Here is a 16425-nt window from a genome sequence, read left to right on the forward strand (position 1 = left end):
TCACTCGTCTGTCACGCCAACCACCAGACTGCATCAGCAGGTTGGAAAAGGCTCAGCGTCCAGCGCGCGCTTGCGCTCAATCTGCTTGCGGTGTTCGTTCAGCTCGCCGAACTCAGCGGTGAGCGCGTCCAGCTTCGATTCATCAGGGTTGCTCTCGCGCTGCATGCGCTCAAGCTCTGTGTCAATGGCCTTCATACGCGCCACAGCGGCAGCGTGGGTAAGCTCCATGATCGTTCTCCTAGAACATCGGTGTTAGCCGGGTGCTCTGGGAGCGGCGCGGCGGGATTGGGTGGGCCAACGGGCCCCATCGGGTGCCTAGTGCGGCGGCGCGATGATCTGTACGGAACAGCCAAGGCGTTCAAGCTCTACGGCTTCCTCGGTTGCGTCCATGCCTACGGCAATTGACAGGGTGTCGGAGTCGAAGTGGTAGATGAGATAGACGAGTTCGTCATCATCATCTTCATCCGCCGGCGAAAGCAGGTACCACTCGAAGACTCCATTCGATCCTCTGCCGATAGGCGACAGCCGGCGCATGGTTTCTCCTCGGGTTTGGGCGCAGCCCCCGGGCACCAAGAGGATCTTTCCGATTCCCCGGGGGCTGCGCCGTGCGCTCAGGTGCGGCGAACCCGCGGCGTGAACGCAAAAGCCCCGACTCCCCCGATCACCACCAGCGGACGGCGCATGGTGATCGGGGAAGCCGGGGCTTCGTCTGTGCGTGGGCGGCGCCGTCAACACCTGGGAGAGCGCGCGCAGCGGGAGTGACCTCAACCGCGGAGCGCAAACCTTCCTTACCTACCAAGTGGTCAACACGTTTAGTGTGGTGCCGCTGGCAGCGGGATGCCCGGCAGCTTCCACCAGAAAGCCCGGTGCAATTCTTTACCCCGTTGTACCCCCCTTCACGTGACGACAGAGAGTCTTCTACATCGGAGTACATTTCTGCACCGGGAATCTTCTCAATTGCGGACTAAACGGACATCAGCTCGGCAGCCGCTTCGCTGAAATAGGGCTCGCGAAGCCCAAATGAGACCCGAGAGGTGTCAAGTGAGCGCCATCCGCCGGGGCGACCCCGCTGAACGGAGAGGCTGACGCCACCCATTTCACCACGGGGGCCGTGACCTAGATCACACCAAAATGGGGGCAGAAGAAAGCCCGCCCGGGGGTGATCCCGGACGGGCTATTCCGCTGGTTCGGCTAGGCCGCTAGTGACTTGCCGTCCGGGCCGCGCATCCCCTCAGCCATCGCGCCCGGGTAGCCGCAGAGGGCGGCTCTGACAGCCTCACAGGCCCGTATCCGCTCCCGTAGGTACGGCGTGTCAACGCCCTGCCAGATCATCGCCCACAGCGCAGCCTCCCGCGCCTGTATGGCCTGCATCTCTTCGCCGCGTGCCCTCAGCTCGTCGCTCACAGCGCCCACCGGTCCCCGAAGGCGTTCGCGTGCGTGCCCTCGTGCCCGTGCTCGTGCACACACGGGATGGAGTTGCGGCCAATGGCAGGCCGCTGGTCGTAGCCGGGACGGCGTGCACCGCAGCGCGTAGCGGCTCTCAGCTCCGCAGCCATGGCGTCGCGAAGCTCCGTTTCGTTGGTGTCGGGCGCTTCCCACGCGGTGAGCCGTCCCGCCTGCGCGATGTCGGTGACCAGCTCCGGGCGCCCCGCGCAGACCTCACGCGCCATCGCTGTAAAGGTGTCGTCTATCATGGTGTCTCCTCTGTTGAGGACAGCGGGAGCGTTCGTTGATTGGCGTCTGCGGCGCTCCCGCTGCCCATTTGGTTACTCGTCTCCGAGCGCTGCGCTTGGGTCCGAGTGGTCTACGTTGGTGTAGATGAACATTTCCAGTCGCTCACTCACGGGGCGGCGCCACCCGGTAGGCGGTCCAACCTCTACACGCACCCCGAAATCCAGCAGGATCACCCGCTGTCCGGCTTCCTGGGTGCCCTCCCACACATCGCGGACTGTCTGATTGAGCTGACGAGTCTCTACCCTGGGCGGCTCCACCGGGATTGCCGACAACATTTCAACGCGGTCGCTTCGTGCCGCAATCTGCGACTCCATTGCGTCCGCCGCAGCGCCGCGCATGCGTGCAAGCCGATTGGTCAGCTCACCAATTTCCGCCTTGAGTTCGGCGATCTCGTCCGTGTAGTCGACGCCCGGTATCTGGACTTCCTCCGTCAGTCGCATCCGTCCCATACGCCGGACAAACGTCTTGGCGACCCATTGGATTGTTTCCGCCTGCGGTATGGTCGGCCGGTTGCTGTGCCCACCGTTGCACCTGAATTGCTTCTGCACGCTGCCGTCGTTCTGCCTGCGCTGGCCTACGTGCATGTTCTGTCCGCACTCAGCGCAGACCAGCACACCAAGCAACGGGTGTGCATCACGGCGGCGCGGCTGCTGTAGTTCCGGAACCTCTCGCTTCTTGAGCGCGGCAACCAGCGTGTACCACGTCGCGTCATCAATCAGCGGATCACCCTGCATTACCGGGCTGCCGTCAGCGTTGCGTACGGTTTCGCCGTTGCGCTTCACGACGTGCCCGCGCGCGATTGGCGACCGAAGCATGGACCGCACAGCCGTACTCTTCCAACCTCCGTGCGGCTCTACGTCCCGCTCAGCCATCTTCGCCCGATGTTCCATGGGCGTCACGGCGCCGGACTCGTTCAACCATGCAGTGATGGCACTGTATGACTCCCCCGCTATTGCCCGCCGGATCATCTCCCGCCGGATAGCTGCCGTTTCGGGGTGCTCAATGAGCCACCACCCCTCATTCCCGTCCGGGAAAGTCCGCCGTGAGGCTTGGTACCCGTAGGGCAGGACTCCCCCGGACCAGCGCCCAAGGGACTGTAGGTACTGCGCTGTGCCCTGCGTGCGTTCCATGATGGTCTGGCCCTCAAGCTGCGCGGCGAACGCGAGGATAAGCATAATCAGCTCTGACATGGGCGACGCAAAGTCAAGTTCGAGCTGCGCCCCACCCGGCCCGCTGGCAAACACCAGCCGCTTACCATGCTGCTTGGCGTAGCGGCCAAGGTCAGCCATGTCCGCCATGGAACGTACAGCGCGGTCAAGCCGCTGCCATATCATCACGTCCCAAGCGTCCGGCCGCTCAAGCCACGCGAGGAGTTCGGGACGCTCCCAGGGGGAAGTCTTCAGGGCCGAAACGTCGATATCCTTCGGCCATCCCACGAACGTTCCGCCGATCCGCCGGCCAGCGTCCGTGATCATCTCTTCTTGTACCTCTTGTGAGGTGGATTCGTCGGAGTAGCGTGATAGCCGGATGGCTCCGACTATCCGCGGTTGGGCTGCCATGGCTGGGATGCTAGTTCAGTTGTCTTGCGCTCGCCGGCATCAACGCCCACATCGGCTACGACCTCCCGCTCGCCGTCGTCGCCACCTGCCGCGCGCTCGACCGCGAACCGGCGGACGTCGAGGGCGACTACGAGCGCGTCGGCGAGCTGCTCGTACGGCTGGAGGAGCAGATCCGCGAGCAGCTGATGCCGGGGCCCGACCTGCTGGACGTGGCCGATCCGCTGACCCACCTCGCGGGGGCGTGGAGCCTGGAGCGGGCCCGGGACGCGGCGTGGGCGGCGGCCGGGGTGCTGTGGCGGCTGCGCGGGCTGCCGGAGGTGGACGAGGAGTTCACCGAGCGGCTGGACCAGTCGGTCGGCCTGGTCTCGCGGTGCCTGCTGGTGCCGCTGCGCGCCGCCCGGGCCGACGGCTGAGCCGGCCCGGGCGCCGGATCCGGGCCGCGTGCGCACCGGCCGCGGCCCGGATCCCGCGTCAGTCCTCCGGCAGCTCCACCGGGGCGATGGCGTCGAAGACGTCCCCGGGCCCGGGGTTGACCGGGTCGGTGGCGCCGCCGAGGTGCCGCATGACGCCCCAGACCGCGTTCAGCGCCGTCTGGACCGCGCCCTCGGCCCAGCCCGCGGTCCAGGAGATGTCGTCGCCGGCCAGGAACAGCCCGCGCTTGCCCGCCGGCAGCGTCTCCTGCATGAAGTGGGTGAACAGCCGCCGCTGGTAGCGGTAGTGGCCGGGCAGGTTGGCCTTGAAGGCGCCCATGAAGTACGGCTCGTCCTCCCAGGAGACCGTCACGGGCGGGCCGATGACGTGCTTCCTGATGTCGACGCCCGGATAGATCTCGCCGAGCGACTTGAGCATGACCTCCATCCGCTCCTCCGCCGGCAGGGGCAGCCACTTCAGGCTGTCGTCGCACCAGGTGTACGAGAGGCAGATCGCGGCCGGGCGGTCCGGGCCGTCGTCGAGGAGGTACGTGCCGCGGGTCATCCGGTCGGTGAGCGTCATGGACATCACGTCCCGCCCGGTCCGCTCGTCGCGGTCCAGCCAGAACGGCCGGTCCACGGGCACGAACAGCTTCGAGGACGCCATGTAGTGGGTGCGCTCGACGGCGGTCCAGTGGTCGATGGGCAGCAGCTCGTCGGCGCAGTCGATCTTCGACAGGAGCATCCACGACTGGGCGGTGAAGACCGCGGCCCGGTAGGTGTGCACGTCGCCGGAGGCGTCGGTGACGGTGATGCGCTCCCCCGCGGCGCGGCCGAGCCGGGTGACGGCCGGGCGCGGAGCGCCGCCGTCGTGCAGGGCGGCCAGCGACGTGCCCTGCGCCCAGTGCACGATCTTGTCCGGTGCGCGGTCCCACAGCCGCAGCGGGAGCTGCCGGCTGCCGCCGACGATGCCGCGGTGGTCGTCGTCGGCCTCGGTGTAGACGACGCGCAGGATCTCCAGGATGGAGTTGGGGAAGTCGGTGTCCCAGCCGCCGGTGCCGAAGCCGACCTGGCCGAAGATCTCCCGGTGCCGGAAGGAGCGGAAGGCCGGGGAGTCGCAGAGGAAGCCGTAGAAGGTCTGGTTGTCGAGCCGTTCGACCAGGCCGGCCCACAGCTCGCGGATGCGCGGCACGTCGCGCTCGCGGATGGCGCGGTTCATGGCCGAGAAGTCCGCGCCCTCCTCCAGGCACGCGGCCCAGGCGGCGGCGACGTCGCGGTAGACCTGCGGCAGGTCGTCGACGGTGCGGGCGTAGTGCGACTCGCCCTTGAGGTCGACGACGGTGGAGGGGGTGCCGGGCGCCAGCGGGTTGGGGAACGGGCGGGTCTGCAGGCCGGTGAGGTCGATGTAGTGCTGCAGCGCCGTGGACGACGGCGGGAAGCGCATCGCGCCCATCTCGGCGGTGAGCGCGGGGTCGCAGCCGGGGAACGTCTCGGTGCGCAGCCGGCCGCCGATGCGGTCCGCCTCGTAGACCACCGGCTGCAGGCCCATCTTCATCAGCTCGTACGCGGTGACCAGGCCGGAGAGCCCGCCGCCGATGACGGCGACCCGGGTGCCGTGCTCCGTCGCCGGTATCTGGCCGAGGCCGGCGGGGTGGCCGAGGTAGTCGTCGTACGCGAAGGGGAAGTCGGGGCCGAACATGGTGACCGGCCGCCGGGGCGCCTCCTCTCCCGCGGGGTGGACGGCGGTGGGCACGGTGGACGTCATCGGGCGGGGCTCCTCGGGCTTTCGGGCAGGGCGGCGCACGGGCCCGGCGTCTGGGCGCGGGGGCGCGTGCGTACGGGCGGTGCGGGGGCGGCGGGAGGCTCGTCAGGCGTACAGCTCGGGCCTCAGGTCCGCGAGGTAGGTGTTGTCGAGGCGGGCGCAGGCGATCCGGGCCGGGTCGACGTCGGCGAGGACGAGGTCCTCGCCGGTGTGCCCGGCGCGGACGCGCACGGTGCCGTCGGGCGCGGCCAGGCAGCTCAGCCCGGCGAAGTGGTGCTCGCCCTCGGCGCCGACGCGGTTGGCGTACGCAACGTACAGCTGGCTCTCGTAGGCGCGGGCGGGGACGAGGGTGCGGGCCACGAACTCGTACGGGCGCATCAGCGCGGTGGGCACGAGCAGCAGCTCGGTGCCCGCCAGTGCGTGCGCCCGCACGGCCTCGGGGAACTCCACGTCGTAGCAGATCAGCAGCCCGACGCGGAGGCCGTCGACGTCCGCCTGGACCACCTGCGTGTCGCCGGGGGTGAAGAACTTCCGCTCGAAGTCGCCGAAGAGGTGGGTCTTGCGGTAGTTCGCGAGCGGGTAGCCGTACGGGGTGATCAGCTGGGCGGCGTTGTACACGTCGGCGCCGTCCCGCTCCGGATAGCCGTAGACGATGGACAGGCCGTGGTCGGCGGCTATGCCGGCGACGGCGCGGGCGCCCGGCCCGTCGGCCGGCTCCGCGCGGCCCGCCGGGTCGGTGGCGTACCCGCTGAGGAACAGCTCGGCGGCGACCAGCAGCCGGGCGCCCCCGGCGGCGGCGGTCCGGGCGGCGGCCTCCAGCGCGGCGAGCCCCTCCTGCCTGCTCGGGGGCGTTCCGGTCGGCCCCTGGAGCAAAGCGATGCGCAGCGGCGCCATGTGCAACCTCGCAGGCGGGTGGTGCGGTCTGTTCCACTCGACCGTACGTCCTGCGCGAGGCCCGGAACAAGGCCGGTCGATTGCGTCCGACCAGGCGATTCGTTGCGTGTGCCGGCGTCCGGGCGGTGATCCGTTGCGCGCGGCCGGCGGCCGCTCAGAGCGGTGGGTCGGGGGCGTAGCGGCGCACGAGCGGGGAGAGGACGAGGACCGATCTGGTGCGCTCGACGAACGGCTCTCCGGCGATCCGTTCCAGCACCTCTTCGAAGTGGCGCATGTCGGTGGCGAAGATCTGCACGACGGCGTCGGCGTCGCCGGTGACCGTGGAGGCGGAGGCCACCTCGGCGTAGCGCGACAGCGCGCGGCGGATGTCGGCGGGCCCGGTGTTGGAGCGGCAGTACAGCTCGACGTAGCCCTCCGTGGCCCAGCCGAGCGCGCCGGGGTCGACACGTACGGTGAAGCCGGTGACGGCGCCGGCCGCGCGCAGCCGGTCCACGCGGCGCTTGACCGCGGGCGCGGAGAGGCCGACCTCGGCGCCGATGTCGGCGTAGGTGCGGCGGGCGTCCTCGGCGAGGGCGCGCACGATCCGCTCGTCCAGCTCGTCGAGTCGCATGTCCGCAGTACACCATGCCCGGCCGGTCCGCTCCCGCCCCGGCCGGCGCCGGGGTGCCGCTACTGCCAGCTGGCGTGCAGGGGCTTGCCCTCGGCGTACCCCGCGGCGCTCTGCACCCCGACCACGGCCCGCTCGTGGAACTCCTCCAGGGTGCCCGCCCCGGCGTACGTGCACGCGCTGCGCACGCCCGCGACGACGGCGTCGATGACGTCCTCGACGCCCGGCCGCTGCGGGTCGAGGAACATCCGCGAGGTGGAGATGCCCTCCTCGAAGAGGGCCTTGCGGGCCCGGTCGTACGCGGACTCCTCGACGGTGCGGCCGCGGACGGCGCGCGCGGAGGCCATGCCGAAGCTCTCCTTGTACAGCCGGCCGTCGGCGGTCTGCTGCAGGTCGCCCGGGGACTCGTAGGTGCCGGCGAACCAGGAGCCGATCATGACGTTGGAGGCGCCGGCGGCCAGCGCCATCGCGACGTCGCGGGGGTGCCGCACGCCGCCGTCGGCCCACACGTGCCGGCCGAGCCGGCGCGCCTCGGCGGCGCACTCCAGCACGGCGGAGAACTGGGGCCGGCCGACGCCGGTCATCATCCGGGTGGTGCACATGGCGCCGGGGCCGACGCCCACCTTGACGATGTCGGCGCCCGCCTCGACGAGGTCGCGTACGCCCTCGGCGGAGACGATGTTGCCGGCCACCACCGGCACCCCGGGGTCGAGGGCGCGGACGGCGCGCAGCGCGTGGATCATCTGCTCCTGGTGGCCGTGCGCGGTGTCCACGACCAGGGTGTCGACGCCGGCGTCGAGGAGCTGCCGGGCGCGGCCGGCGACCTCGCCGTTGATGCCCACGGCGGCGGCGACGCGCAGCCGGCCGCGGGCGTCGGTGGCGGGGGTGTACAGCGTGGCCCGCAGGGCGCCCTTGCGGGTGAGCAGGCCGACGAGCCGGCCGTCGGCGCCGAGGGCGGGGGCGAGCCGGCGGTGGGCGGCGTCCAGGCGGTTGAACGCCTCCCGCGGGTCGATGCCCGCGTCCAGCAGGAGCAGCTCGCGGGACATGACCTCGGACAGCTGGGTGAAGCGGTCCACGCCGCTCAGGTCGGACTCCGTGACGACGCCCACGGGCCGGCCGTCCTCGACGACGACGGCGGCGCCGTGCGCCCGCTTGGGCAGCAGCGCCAGCGCGTCGGCGACGGTGGAGTGCGGCCCCAGCACGATGGGGGTGTCGAGCACCAGGTCGCGCTTCTTGACCCAGGAGACGACGTCGGCGACGACGTCGATGGGGATGTCCTGCGGGATGACGACGAGCCCGCCGCGGCGGGCCACGGTCTCCGCCATCCGCCGGCCCGCGATGGCCGTCATGTTGGCGACGACGATCGGGACGGTGGTGCCGGTGCCGTCGGCGGAGGACAGGTCCACGGCCTGGCGGGAGCCCACGGCGGAGCGGCGGGGGACCATGAACACGTCGTCGTACGTCAGGTCGTACGGCGCGGCGGAGTCATTCAGGAAACGCACGTGCTTCAGTGTCCCACGCGGCCGCGGTGACGCGCGGCGGCCGGGCCCCCGGCCGCCGCGCGGGGGCGGGGGCGGCAATCGGGCGGATCTCCCGGCGCGGGGGCGTGAAGCCGGGTGCGGGCGGGCACGCGCCCCCATGACCGCCGCGGAACACAGACGACCCGTGAGTGGAGGGACGACATGCCGACGCAGCCGACTCAGGTGCCGGCGTCCGGCAGCGGGGCCCGCCCGCTGCCGGCGGCGGACCGGGAACCCGAACCCGTACCGCCGAAGCCGCCCGCCCCGCCCGGCCCGGGACCCGATCCGGGCCCGGGACCGGGCCCCGGTCCCGGACCGGGACCTGGCCCGGGGCCGGGGCCAGGACCGGGACCGGGGCCCGTGCCCGTACCGGAGCCGCCGCCCGCGCCCGATCCGATCCCCCGGCCGCCCGGCCCCGACCCGGTGCCGGATCCGAATCCGCAGCCGGGTCCGGTGTCCTGACCCCCGGCGCCCCGGGAGCAGGGCGGACAGCTGACGCCCCAGGTGGAGGAGGCGACCTCAGATGGCGGTGCCGACCGGTGAACTCGGCCGCGAAGCCCTCGTCCGTTACCTTGAGGACGGGTTCGCCTGCGCACAGGCGTGCGCGGAGTGCGCGACGGCGTGCCTGCAGCCCGCCGGGCCGGCCGAGCCGAACGCGGCCCAGCGGCTGGACCTGCGGTGCGCGGACGTCTGCGAGCACACCTCGCGGATGCTCACCCAGCACGGCCGGTACGACGTGCCGGGCCTGCGGGCCCAGGTCGAGCTGTGCGCCGCGACCTGCGCGGCCTGCGCGGAGGACTACGAGCGGCTGGCCGCCTCGCCGCGGGCGGCGGAGCGGGCCGAGGCGTGCCGCCGCTGCGAGCAGGCGTGCCGCGGCTTCCTCGGGAGCCTCGCCTGACACGCGGCCGCGCTCGGCTCCCGTGCGGCCGGGCCGCACGGGAGTGCCCCGCGGCGCGGCCTCAGCCCGCGACCCGGATCCCCTCGCCCGCCACGTCGACCACGATGCCGTCCTCGGTCGCCGTGACCATGTCGATCCGCACCCCGTCCGGCAGCCCACCCACCTGCCGGTCGACGTCGACGGCGCCGCGGACCGCCTCCTCCGCGCCGGGCGCGCCGGCGGCCGGGATCTCCTCGGCGTGCAGCCGGATGGTGTCGCCGCCCGCGGACTCGACCGTGGAGAGCACCTCGACCGGCTCCGGCGCGCCCAGCGCCGCGGCGCTCGCGGTGACCTTCACCCTGCCGTCGCCGCCGTAGGCGAAGGTGACGCCCTGGCGGCCGGCCACGGCCGTGAGCGCCTCGTACGCGATGAGGGCGGAGCCCGCGGCGCTCTCCGCGGTCGCGCCGCCGTAGTCCTCGTCCAGGTCGACGCCGCTCAGCTCGACGTCGAACTCGGAGACCAGCAGCCGCTCGCCGGTGCCGGAGGCGGCCGCGTCCGCGCGGATGCCGGTCATCGTCACGTCGACGTCGTCGAGGCGCTTGCCGGCGATCTGGGTGAGGAACGGGAAGCCGTTGATGGACACCTCCGTGCTGCCCTCCAGCCCCTGTCTGGCCTGGATCTTCTCCGCCACCCTCCCCTCGGCCACGTACACGGTCAGCCGGTCCGCGGCGACGAGGAGCACGCCGAGCACGAGGCACACCACGCACACGATCCGCAGTCCACGCATGAGTCAGATCCCCCCGGAAGCGTCGTTGCCGCGACCCTATCCCGTCCCGTACGCCCTTCCGGCGGTGCCGACCAGGTGTGACGCATTCCTGACGGTGTGACGACGCAGGGCCCTGTCCGGCGCGGGCGGCGCATTGGATATCTTGATATCAAGCAATCCGGCAGAGCAGCGACGCGGACTGGAGCACCCGGTGACCGAATCAGCATCGACGATCATCTACACCCACACCGACGAGGCCCCGGCCCTGGCGACGTATTCGTTCCTCCCGGTGGTCCAGGCGTACGCCGCGACCGCCGGGGTCGGCGTGGAGACCCGCGACATCTCCCTGGCCGGGCGGATCCTCGCCGGCTTCCCGGAGCGGCTGCCGGCGGACCGGCAGGTGGCCGACGCGCTCGCCGAGCTGGGCGAGCTGGCGCAGACCCCGCGGGCGAACATCATCAAGCTGCCGAACATCTCGGCGTCCATCCCGCAGCTGAAGGCCGCCATCGCCGAGCTGCGCACGCACGGCTACGACCTGCCGGACTACCCGGACGAGCCCAAGACCGATGAGGAGCGCGACATCCGCGCCCGCTACGACAAGGTCAAGGGCAGCGCCGTCAACCCCGTGCTCCGCGAGGGCAACTCCGACCGCCGCGCCCCCGCCTCGGTGAAGGCCTACGCCCGCAGCCACCCGCACCGCATGGGCGCCTGGAGCCCGGAGTCCAGGACCAACGTCGCCCACATGATCGCCGACGACTTCCGCTCCACCGAGAAGTCCGCGGTCGTCGAGCGGGACGGCAGCCTGCGCATCGAGCTGGCAGGCGCGGACGGCACCACGGCCGTGCTGCGCGAGTCGGTGCCGGTGCTCGCCGGCGAGGTGGTCGACGCCTCCGTGATGCACGTCGAGGCGCTGCGCGCGTTCCTCGGCGAGCAGGTCGCCCGGGCGAAGACCGAGGGCGTGCTGTTCTCGCTGCACCTGAAGGCCACGATGATGAAGGTCTCCGACCCGATCGTCTTCGGCCACGCGGTACGGGCCTTCTTCCCCCGGACGTTCGCGCGCTACGGCGAGACGCTGGCCGCCGCGGGCCTGACCCCCAACGACGGGCTCGGCGGCATCCTCGCCGGCCTGGACGCGCTGCCCGAGGGCACGGAGATCAAGGCGTCGTTCGACGCCGAGCTGGCCGAGGGGCCCCGGCTGGCGATGGTCGACTCCGACCGCGGGATCAGCAACCTGCACGTCCCCAGCGACGTCATCGTGGACGCCTCGATGCCGGCGATGATCCGCACCTCCGGCCACATGTGGGGCCCGGACGGCGCGGAGGCCGACACCCTCGCGGTCATCCCGGACAGCAGCTACGCGGGCATCTACCAGGTCGTCATCGACGACTGCCGGGCGCACGGCGCCTTCGACCCGGCGACGATGGGCTCGGTGCCCAACGTCGGCCTCATGGCCCAGAAGGCCGAGGAGTACGGCAGCCACGACAAGACGTTCGAGATCGGCGCGCCGGGCACCGTGCGCGTCGTCGACGACGCCGGCGACGCCCTGCTGGAGCAGCCCGTCGCCACGGGCGACATCTTCCGCATGTGCCAGACCAAGGACGCGCCGATCCGGGACTGGGTGAAGCTCGCCGTCACCCGCGCCCGCGCCACCGGCGACCCGGCGGTCTTCTGGCTGGACGAGAGCCGGGCGCACGACGCCAACCTCATCGCCAAGGTGCGGCAGTACCTGCCGGAGCACGACACCGAGGGCCTGGACATCCGCATCCTCGCCCCCGTCGACGCGATGGCCCTGTCGCTGGAGCGCATCCGCCGCGGCGAGAACACCATCTCGGTCACCGGCAACGTGCTGCGCGACTACCTCACCGACCTCTTCCCCATCCTGGAGCTGGGCACGAGCGCGAAGATGCTCTCCGTCGTCCCGCTCATGAACGGCGGCGGCCTGTTCGAGACCGGCGCCGGCGGCTCCGCGCCCAAGCACGTGCAGCAGTTGGTCAAGGAGGACTACCTGCGCTGGGACAGCCTCGGCGAGTTCCTGGCGCTGGCCGTGTCCTTCGAGCACCTGGCGCAGCGGACGGGCAACGACCGCGCCCAGGTCCTCGCCGACACCCTGGACCGGGCGACGGCGACGTTCCTCAACGAGAACAAGTCGCCCACCCGCCGCGTCGGCGGCATCGACAACCGCGGCAGCCACTTCTACCTGGCGCTGTACTGGGCGCAGGAGCTGGCCGGGCAGACGGCCGACGCGGCGCTCGCGGAGGCGTTCGCGCCGCTGGCGGCGACGCTGGCCGAGCAGGAGTCGAGGGTCGTCGAGGAGCTGCTCGCGGTGCAGGGCAACCCCGCCGACATCGGCGGCTACTACCGGCCGGACCCGGAGAAGGCCGCGGCCGTCATGCGGCCGTCGCGGACGCTCAACGAGGCGCTGTCGACGCTGGGCTGAGCACCGCGGGTCGCGCCCCGCACCCGTACCGCCGCCACCGCCCGGCCGGAGCCCCCGGCCGGGCGGTGCCGTGCCTAGCGGTGCCGTGCCTAGCGGTGCCGTGCCTAGCGGTGCCGTGTCGGGCCGTGCCGGGTCAGGCCGTGCGGCGGCGGGCCAGCCGCAGGGTGCGGCGGGCCTCGGCCACCACGGCGGCGTCGACGAAGCGGCCGTCCGGCAGCGCGAGGGCGCCCGCGTCCGTGGCCGCCGCGGCGGCGATCTCCTCGGCCCGTTCGGCCTCCTGCCGGGTGGGCAGGAACGCGCGCTCGATCACCGGCAGCTGCCGGGGGTGGATCGCCGTACGGCCCAGGAAGCCCAGGGCCCGGCCCGCGGCACAGGAGCGGGCGAGGCCGTCGAGGTCGGCGACGTCCGGGTACACCGACTGCGCGGGCGGGGGCAGCCCCGCGGCGCCGGCGGCGGCGACGGCCTCGCCGCGCGGCCAGACGAGCCCCGCGTCGTCGGCGACGCCCAGCTCGGCGCGCAGGTCGGCCTCGCCGAGCGCGATGCCGCGCACGGCGGGGTGCGCGGCGGCGATCTCGTAGGCGCGCTCGACGCCGAGGGCGGATTCGAGGAGCGGGTAGAGCGGCGGCACGCCGCCGGCCGCGCGGGCGGCGGCGGCCACACGCAGCACCTCCTCCCGGCCGCCGGTCTTCGGCAGCCGGAGTCCGGCCAGGCCCGGGAGCGGGGCCAGCGTGCGCAGTTCGCCGTCCGCCAGCGGCCCGGCGAGCGCGTTGACGCGGACGTGCACCGGCACCGGGCCGGGGCGCGGCTCGCTCAGCAGCTCCGCGGTGGCGGCAAGCGCGTACGGCTTGCGCTCGGGCGCCACCGCGTCCTCCAGGTCGACCAGCACCACGTCCGCGCCGCTGTGCAGCGCCTTGGCGACCACCGCGGGCCGGTCCCCGGGGACGTACAGCCACGTCAGGTACGTGTCCTGCCCGGCCGGGTCCGCGGCCGCCCCGGCTCCGGCCGCCGGGTCCGGCGCGACCGCGGACGCGCGCGGGGCGCTCACACCGCCCCCTCGTCCCGCAGCCCGGCTATCTCCGCGCCGGTCAGCCCCAGTTCGGCCAGCACCGCGTCGGTGTCCGCGCCGTGCGGCCGGCCCGCCCAGCGGATCGCGCCCGGGGTCTCGGAGAGCCGGAAGAGCACGTTCTGCATCTTCACGGTGCCCAGTTCGGCGTCCTCGACCTCGGTGATGGAGCCCAGTGCCCGGTACTGCTCGTCGGCCATCACGTCCCGCACGTCGTACACCGGCGCCACCGCCGCCTGCGCCTCGTCGAACGCGGCGACGACCGTCGCGGCGTCGTGCCGCGCGATCCACCCGCCCACCGCCTCGTCCAGCTCGTCGGCGTGCCGCGCCCGGCCCGCGCCGCTGCCGAACCACGGCTCCGCGGCCAGCTCGGGCCGCCCGACCAGCCGCACCACCCGCTCGGCGACGGACTGCGCGGAGGTGGAGACGGCGAGCCAGCGGCCGTCGGCGGTGCGGTAGGTGTTGCGCGGCGCGTTGTTGGTGGAGCGGTTGCCGGTGCGCGGCTGGACGTAGCCGAGCTGGTCGTACCAGACCGGCTGCGGGCCGAGCACGGTCAGCATCGGCTCGATGATCGCCATGTCGACCACCTGCCCGCGGCCGGTGCGCTCCCGCCCGGCGAGCGCGGTCATCACGGCGTACGCGGTGGAGAGCGCGGCGACGGAGTCCGCGAGCCCGAACGGCGGCAGCGTCGGCGGGCCGTCCGGCTCGCCGGTGACCGCGGCGAAGCCGCTCATCGCCTCGGCGAGGGTGCCGAAGCCGGGGCGGCGGGAGTACGGGCCGAACTGGCCGAAGCCGGTGACCCGGGCGAGCACGAGGCGGGGGTTGGCGGCGGACAGCTCCGCCCAGCCGAGCCCCCACTTCTCCAGCGTCCCGGGGCGGAAGTTCTCGACGACCACGTCGGCTCCGGCGGCCAGCCGCAGCAGCACGTCCCGCCCGCCGGGCGTGGACAGGTCGAGGGTGAGGTTCTTCTTGTTGCGGCCGAGCAGCTTCCACCACAGGCCGACGCCGTCCTTGGCCGGCCCGTGGCCGCGGGAGGGGTCGGGCTTGGCGGGGTGCTCGACCTTGACGACCTCGGCGCCGAAGTCGCCGAGCATGGTCGCGGCCAGCGGGCCGGCGAAGAGGGTCGCGAGGTCCAGGACGCGCAGTCCGGCGAGCGGAGCCTGCGGCGTCGCGGAGACGGAGGTGTCGGCGGAGGAAGCATCGGAGACGTCGGAGGCGGGGGTGTCGGTCATGGTGTCGCGCCTTCCTCGGTGGTGCGGGTGGTGCGGGTGGTGCGGGTGCTGTGCGGGGGTGCCGTCCGTGGGCCGTGCGCCCGCGGCCCCGCGGGGGTCCGCGGCGGTACGCGGGTCACGGGACCCCGGCCGCCAGCCGGTCGATCTCCGCGCGCGCCAGCATGGCGGACGACGCGCCCGGCCGCTGCACGGCGAGCGCCGCGGCGGCGGACGCCCACGCCATCGCCGCCGGCATCGGCCGGCCCTCGGCGTACGCCACGCACAGCGCGCCGACGAAGGTGTCGCCCGCGGCCGTGGTGTCGACGGCCCGGACCTCGCCCGCCGGCACGGCGACCGGCTCCCGGCCGCGCGCCGCGTACAGGCTGCCCGCGCCGCCGAGGGTGACGACGACCTCCGGCACCCGCTCCAGCAGCGCCGCGGCGGCCTCGTACGGGTCGGACCTGCCGGTGAGCGCGGCGGCCTCGTGCTCGTTGGGGACGAGCAGGTCGGTGGCGGCGAGCAGCCGCTCGGGCAGCGGGCGGGCGGGGGCGGGGGTGAGCACGGTGCGTACGCCGTGCCCGCGGGCCGCCTCGGCGGCGGCCGCGACGCCGGCCACCGGCAGCTCCAGCTGCAGCAGGAGCGTGCCCGGCGGCGATCCGCTCCGCGTCGCCGGCGGCGAGGGAGGTGACGGCGGCGTTGGCGCCGGGGACGACGACGATGGAGTTGCCGCCGTCGTCGTCGACGACGATGTGCGCGGTGCCGCTGGCGCCGCCGGCGGTGCGCAGCCCGGCGGTGTCCACGTCGGCGCCGTCGAGGGCGGCGCGCAGTTCGGCGCCGAAGCCGTCGGCGCCGACCGCGCCGATCATCGTCACCGCCCCGCCCGCGCGGGCGGCGGCGACGGCCTGGTTGGCGCCCTTGCCGCCGGGCACGGTGCGGAACTCGCGCCCGGTGACGGTCTCGCCGCGGTGCGGGGCGGTGGCGACGTACGCCACGAGGTCCATGTTGACGCTGCCGAACACGGCGATCGGGACGCGTGAGGTTGACACAGGGGGTGTCATGCGGACTGCCTCCGTGGGTGGTGCGGCGGTGCGCCGTCGGGCGGGCGGGCCGGGGCGGGCAGCGCGTGGGCGGCGGTGCGGGCGGCGAGTTCGTCGAAGCCGATGCCGTCCAGGCCGCCGACGGAGGTCGCCAGCCGGTTGCGCAGCGGCGCCGTCCACCGCTCCGGCAGCGCCGCCGGCGCCCCGGCGAGCAGCCCGGCGACGGAGCCGGCGGTGGCGCCGTTGGAGTCGGTGTCCCAACCGCCGGAGACGACGCGGCAGACGGCGCCGCTGAAGTCGCCGGCCGCGTGCGTGAGCGCGGCGGCGAGCAGCGCCGCGTTGGGGACGACGTGCACCCAGTGGCGCCCGTCGTGGACGGCGTGCAACTCGTCGACGACGTCCGCGAAGCCCTCGGGCGTGCCGGTGGGTTCGGTGCGGGCCAGCTCGATGCTGTGCCGCACGGCGCGGGCCAGCCGGGAGCGCGGCGGCACGACGGCCAGGCCGGCGCGCAGCGCCTCGTACACGCCGGCGTCCCCGCCGGCCGCGGC

15 protein-coding genes and 2 pseudogenes are annotated in these 16425 nt (G+C 73.2%); 3 read left to right on the forward strand and 14 right to left on the reverse strand.

Features of this window, described 5'->3' with window-relative positions:
- Positions 1-33: 33 nt before the first annotated feature.
- From ABD317_RS21255 to ABD317_RS21275, 5 genes are all read right to left on the reverse strand, one after another.
- Positions 34-228: a hypothetical protein gene (locus ABD317_RS21255; RefSeq protein ID WP_344291526.1), complete on the reverse strand. Its 195-nt coding sequence runs from the start codon at positions 226-228 to the stop codon at positions 34-36.
- An 87-nt stretch (positions 229-315) separates the two neighbouring features.
- Complete coding sequence (locus ABD317_RS21260) at positions 316-534, reverse strand: hypothetical protein (RefSeq protein WP_344291527.1); 219 nt, start codon at positions 532-534, stop codon at positions 316-318.
- Positions 535-1191: 657 nt separating this feature from the next.
- On the reverse strand, positions 1192-1404 hold the full coding sequence (locus ABD317_RS21265; protein ID WP_344291528.1) for a hypothetical protein: 213 nt from the start codon (positions 1402-1404) through the stop codon (positions 1192-1194).
- The gene (locus ABD317_RS21270) at positions 1401-1694 is read right to left on the reverse strand and encodes a hypothetical protein (RefSeq protein ID WP_344291529.1); all 294 of its coding nucleotides are present in this window, start codon (positions 1692-1694) and stop codon (positions 1401-1403) included. The genes ABD317_RS21265 and ABD317_RS21270 overlap by 4 nt, the downstream gene beginning before the upstream one ends.
- Before the next feature lie 72 nt (positions 1695-1766).
- Entirely contained in the window at positions 1767-3293 is a 1527-nt protein-coding gene (locus ABD317_RS21275; protein WP_344291530.1) for a recombinase family protein, read from the reverse strand.
- 26 nt (positions 3294-3319) lie between these two features.
- On the opposite strand from ABD317_RS21275, the pseudogene ABD317_RS21280 reads away from it, so the two are divergent.
- Positions 3320-3706: pseudogene (locus tag ABD317_RS21280) on the forward strand (DUF5995 family protein); the annotation flags it as partial.
- 58 nt (positions 3707-3764) lie between these two features.
- Here ABD317_RS21280 and ABD317_RS21285 read toward each other — a convergent pair.
- From ABD317_RS21285 to ABD317_RS21300, 4 genes are all read right to left on the reverse strand, one after another.
- Positions 3765-5468, reverse strand: coding sequence for a flavin monoamine oxidase family protein (locus tag ABD317_RS21285; protein ID WP_344291531.1), 1704 nt, complete (start codon positions 5466-5468; stop codon positions 3765-3767).
- A gap of 102 nt (positions 5469-5570) precedes the next feature.
- Complete coding sequence (locus ABD317_RS21290) at positions 5571-6359, reverse strand: carbon-nitrogen hydrolase family protein (protein ID WP_344291532.1); 789 nt, start codon at positions 6357-6359, stop codon at positions 5571-5573.
- A gap of 154 nt (positions 6360-6513) precedes the next feature.
- Entirely contained in the window at positions 6514-6969 is a 456-nt protein-coding gene (locus tag ABD317_RS21295; RefSeq protein ID WP_027751706.1) for an AsnC family transcriptional regulator, read from the reverse strand.
- A gap of 59 nt (positions 6970-7028) precedes the next feature.
- Complete coding sequence (locus ABD317_RS21300; RefSeq protein ID WP_344291533.1) at positions 7029-8468, reverse strand: GuaB1 family IMP dehydrogenase-related protein; 1440 nt, start codon at positions 8466-8468, stop codon at positions 7029-7031.
- Between the two features lie 541 nt (positions 8469-9009).
- Here ABD317_RS21300 and ABD317_RS21305 point away from each other — a divergent pair.
- Positions 9010-9384: a four-helix bundle copper-binding protein gene (locus ABD317_RS21305; RefSeq protein WP_027751708.1), complete on the forward strand. Its 375-nt coding sequence runs from the start codon at positions 9010-9012 to the stop codon at positions 9382-9384.
- A gap of 61 nt (positions 9385-9445) precedes the next feature.
- On the opposite strand, the gene ABD317_RS21310 is transcribed toward ABD317_RS21305, so the two are convergent.
- On the reverse strand, positions 9446-10150 hold the full coding sequence (locus ABD317_RS21310; RefSeq protein WP_027751709.1) for an LmeA family phospholipid-binding protein: 705 nt from the start codon (positions 10148-10150) through the stop codon (positions 9446-9448).
- Positions 10151-10340: 190 nt separating this feature from the next.
- Here ABD317_RS21310 and ABD317_RS21315 point away from each other — a divergent pair, with 190 nt between their 5' ends.
- The gene (locus ABD317_RS21315; RefSeq protein ID WP_344291534.1) at positions 10341-12566 is read left to right on the forward strand and encodes an NADP-dependent isocitrate dehydrogenase; all 2226 of its coding nucleotides are present in this window, start codon (positions 10341-10343) and stop codon (positions 12564-12566) included.
- 133 nt (positions 12567-12699) lie between these two features.
- Here ABD317_RS21315 and ABD317_RS21320 read toward each other — a convergent pair whose 3' ends face one another.
- The 4 genes and pseudogenes from ABD317_RS21320 to ABD317_RS21335 all read right to left on the reverse strand — a co-directional run.
- A complete protein-coding gene (locus ABD317_RS21320; protein ID WP_344291535.1) occupies positions 12700-13611 on the reverse strand; it encodes an HpcH/HpaI aldolase/citrate lyase family protein in 912 nt (303 codons plus the stop codon).
- Positions 13608-14861 carry a CoA transferase gene (locus ABD317_RS21325; protein ID WP_027751712.1) on the reverse strand — a complete coding sequence of 418 codons (1254 nt, stop codon included), beginning with the start codon at positions 14859-14861 and terminating at the stop codon, positions 13608-13610. Before ABD317_RS21325 ends, ABD317_RS21320 begins: the two co-directional genes overlap by 4 nt.
- Before the next feature lie 115 nt (positions 14862-14976).
- A pseudogene (locus ABD317_RS21330) lies at positions 14977-15898 on the reverse strand (ribokinase).
- The coding region (locus tag ABD317_RS21335) for an ADP-ribosylglycohydrolase family protein (RefSeq protein WP_344291536.1) at positions 15895-16425 on the reverse strand (531 nt) is incomplete at its 5' end. The pseudogene ABD317_RS21330 and the gene ABD317_RS21335, both read right to left, overlap by 4 nt.

Source organism: Streptomyces synnematoformans (assembly GCF_039531005.1).
Lineage (GTDB): Bacteria > Actinomycetota > Actinomycetes > Streptomycetales > Streptomycetaceae > Streptomyces > Streptomyces synnematoformans.

Excerpts from the sequence above, each read along its gene's own strand:
- ABD317_RS21260 (WP_344291527.1), bottom strand. The coding sequence starts at position 534 with ATGCGCCGGCTGTCGCCTATCGGCAGAGGATCGAATGGAGTCTTCGAG.
- ABD317_RS21310 (WP_027751709.1), bottom strand. The coding sequence starts at position 10,150 with ATGCGTGGACTGCGGATCGTGTGCGTGGTGTGCCTCGTGCTCGGCGTG.
- ABD317_RS21295 (WP_027751706.1), bottom strand. The coding sequence starts at position 6,969 with ATGCGACTCGACGAGCTGGACGAGCGGATCGTGCGCGCCCTCGCCGAG.
- ABD317_RS21285 (WP_344291531.1), bottom strand. The coding sequence starts at position 5,468 with ATGACGTCCACCGTGCCCACCGCCGTCCACCCCGCGGGAGAGGAGGCG.
- ABD317_RS21275 (WP_344291530.1), bottom strand. The coding sequence starts at position 3,293 with ATGGCAGCCCAACCGCGGATAGTCGGAGCCATCCGGCTATCACGCTAC.
- ABD317_RS21305 (WP_027751708.1), top strand. The coding sequence starts at position 9,010 with ATGGCGGTGCCGACCGGTGAACTCGGCCGCGAAGCCCTCGTCCGTTAC.
- ABD317_RS21325 (WP_027751712.1), bottom strand. The coding sequence starts at position 14,861 with ATGACCGACACCCCCGCCTCCGACGTCTCCGATGCTTCCTCCGCCGAC.
- ABD317_RS21270 (WP_344291529.1), bottom strand. The coding sequence starts at position 1,694 with ATGATAGACGACACCTTTACAGCGATGGCGCGTGAGGTCTGCGCGGGG.
- ABD317_RS21290 (WP_344291532.1), bottom strand. The coding sequence starts at position 6,359 with ATGGCGCCGCTGCGCATCGCTTTGCTCCAGGGGCCGACCGGAACGCCC.
- ABD317_RS21255 (WP_344291526.1), bottom strand. The coding sequence starts at position 228 with ATGGAGCTTACCCACGCTGCCGCTGTGGCGCGTATGAAGGCCATTGAC.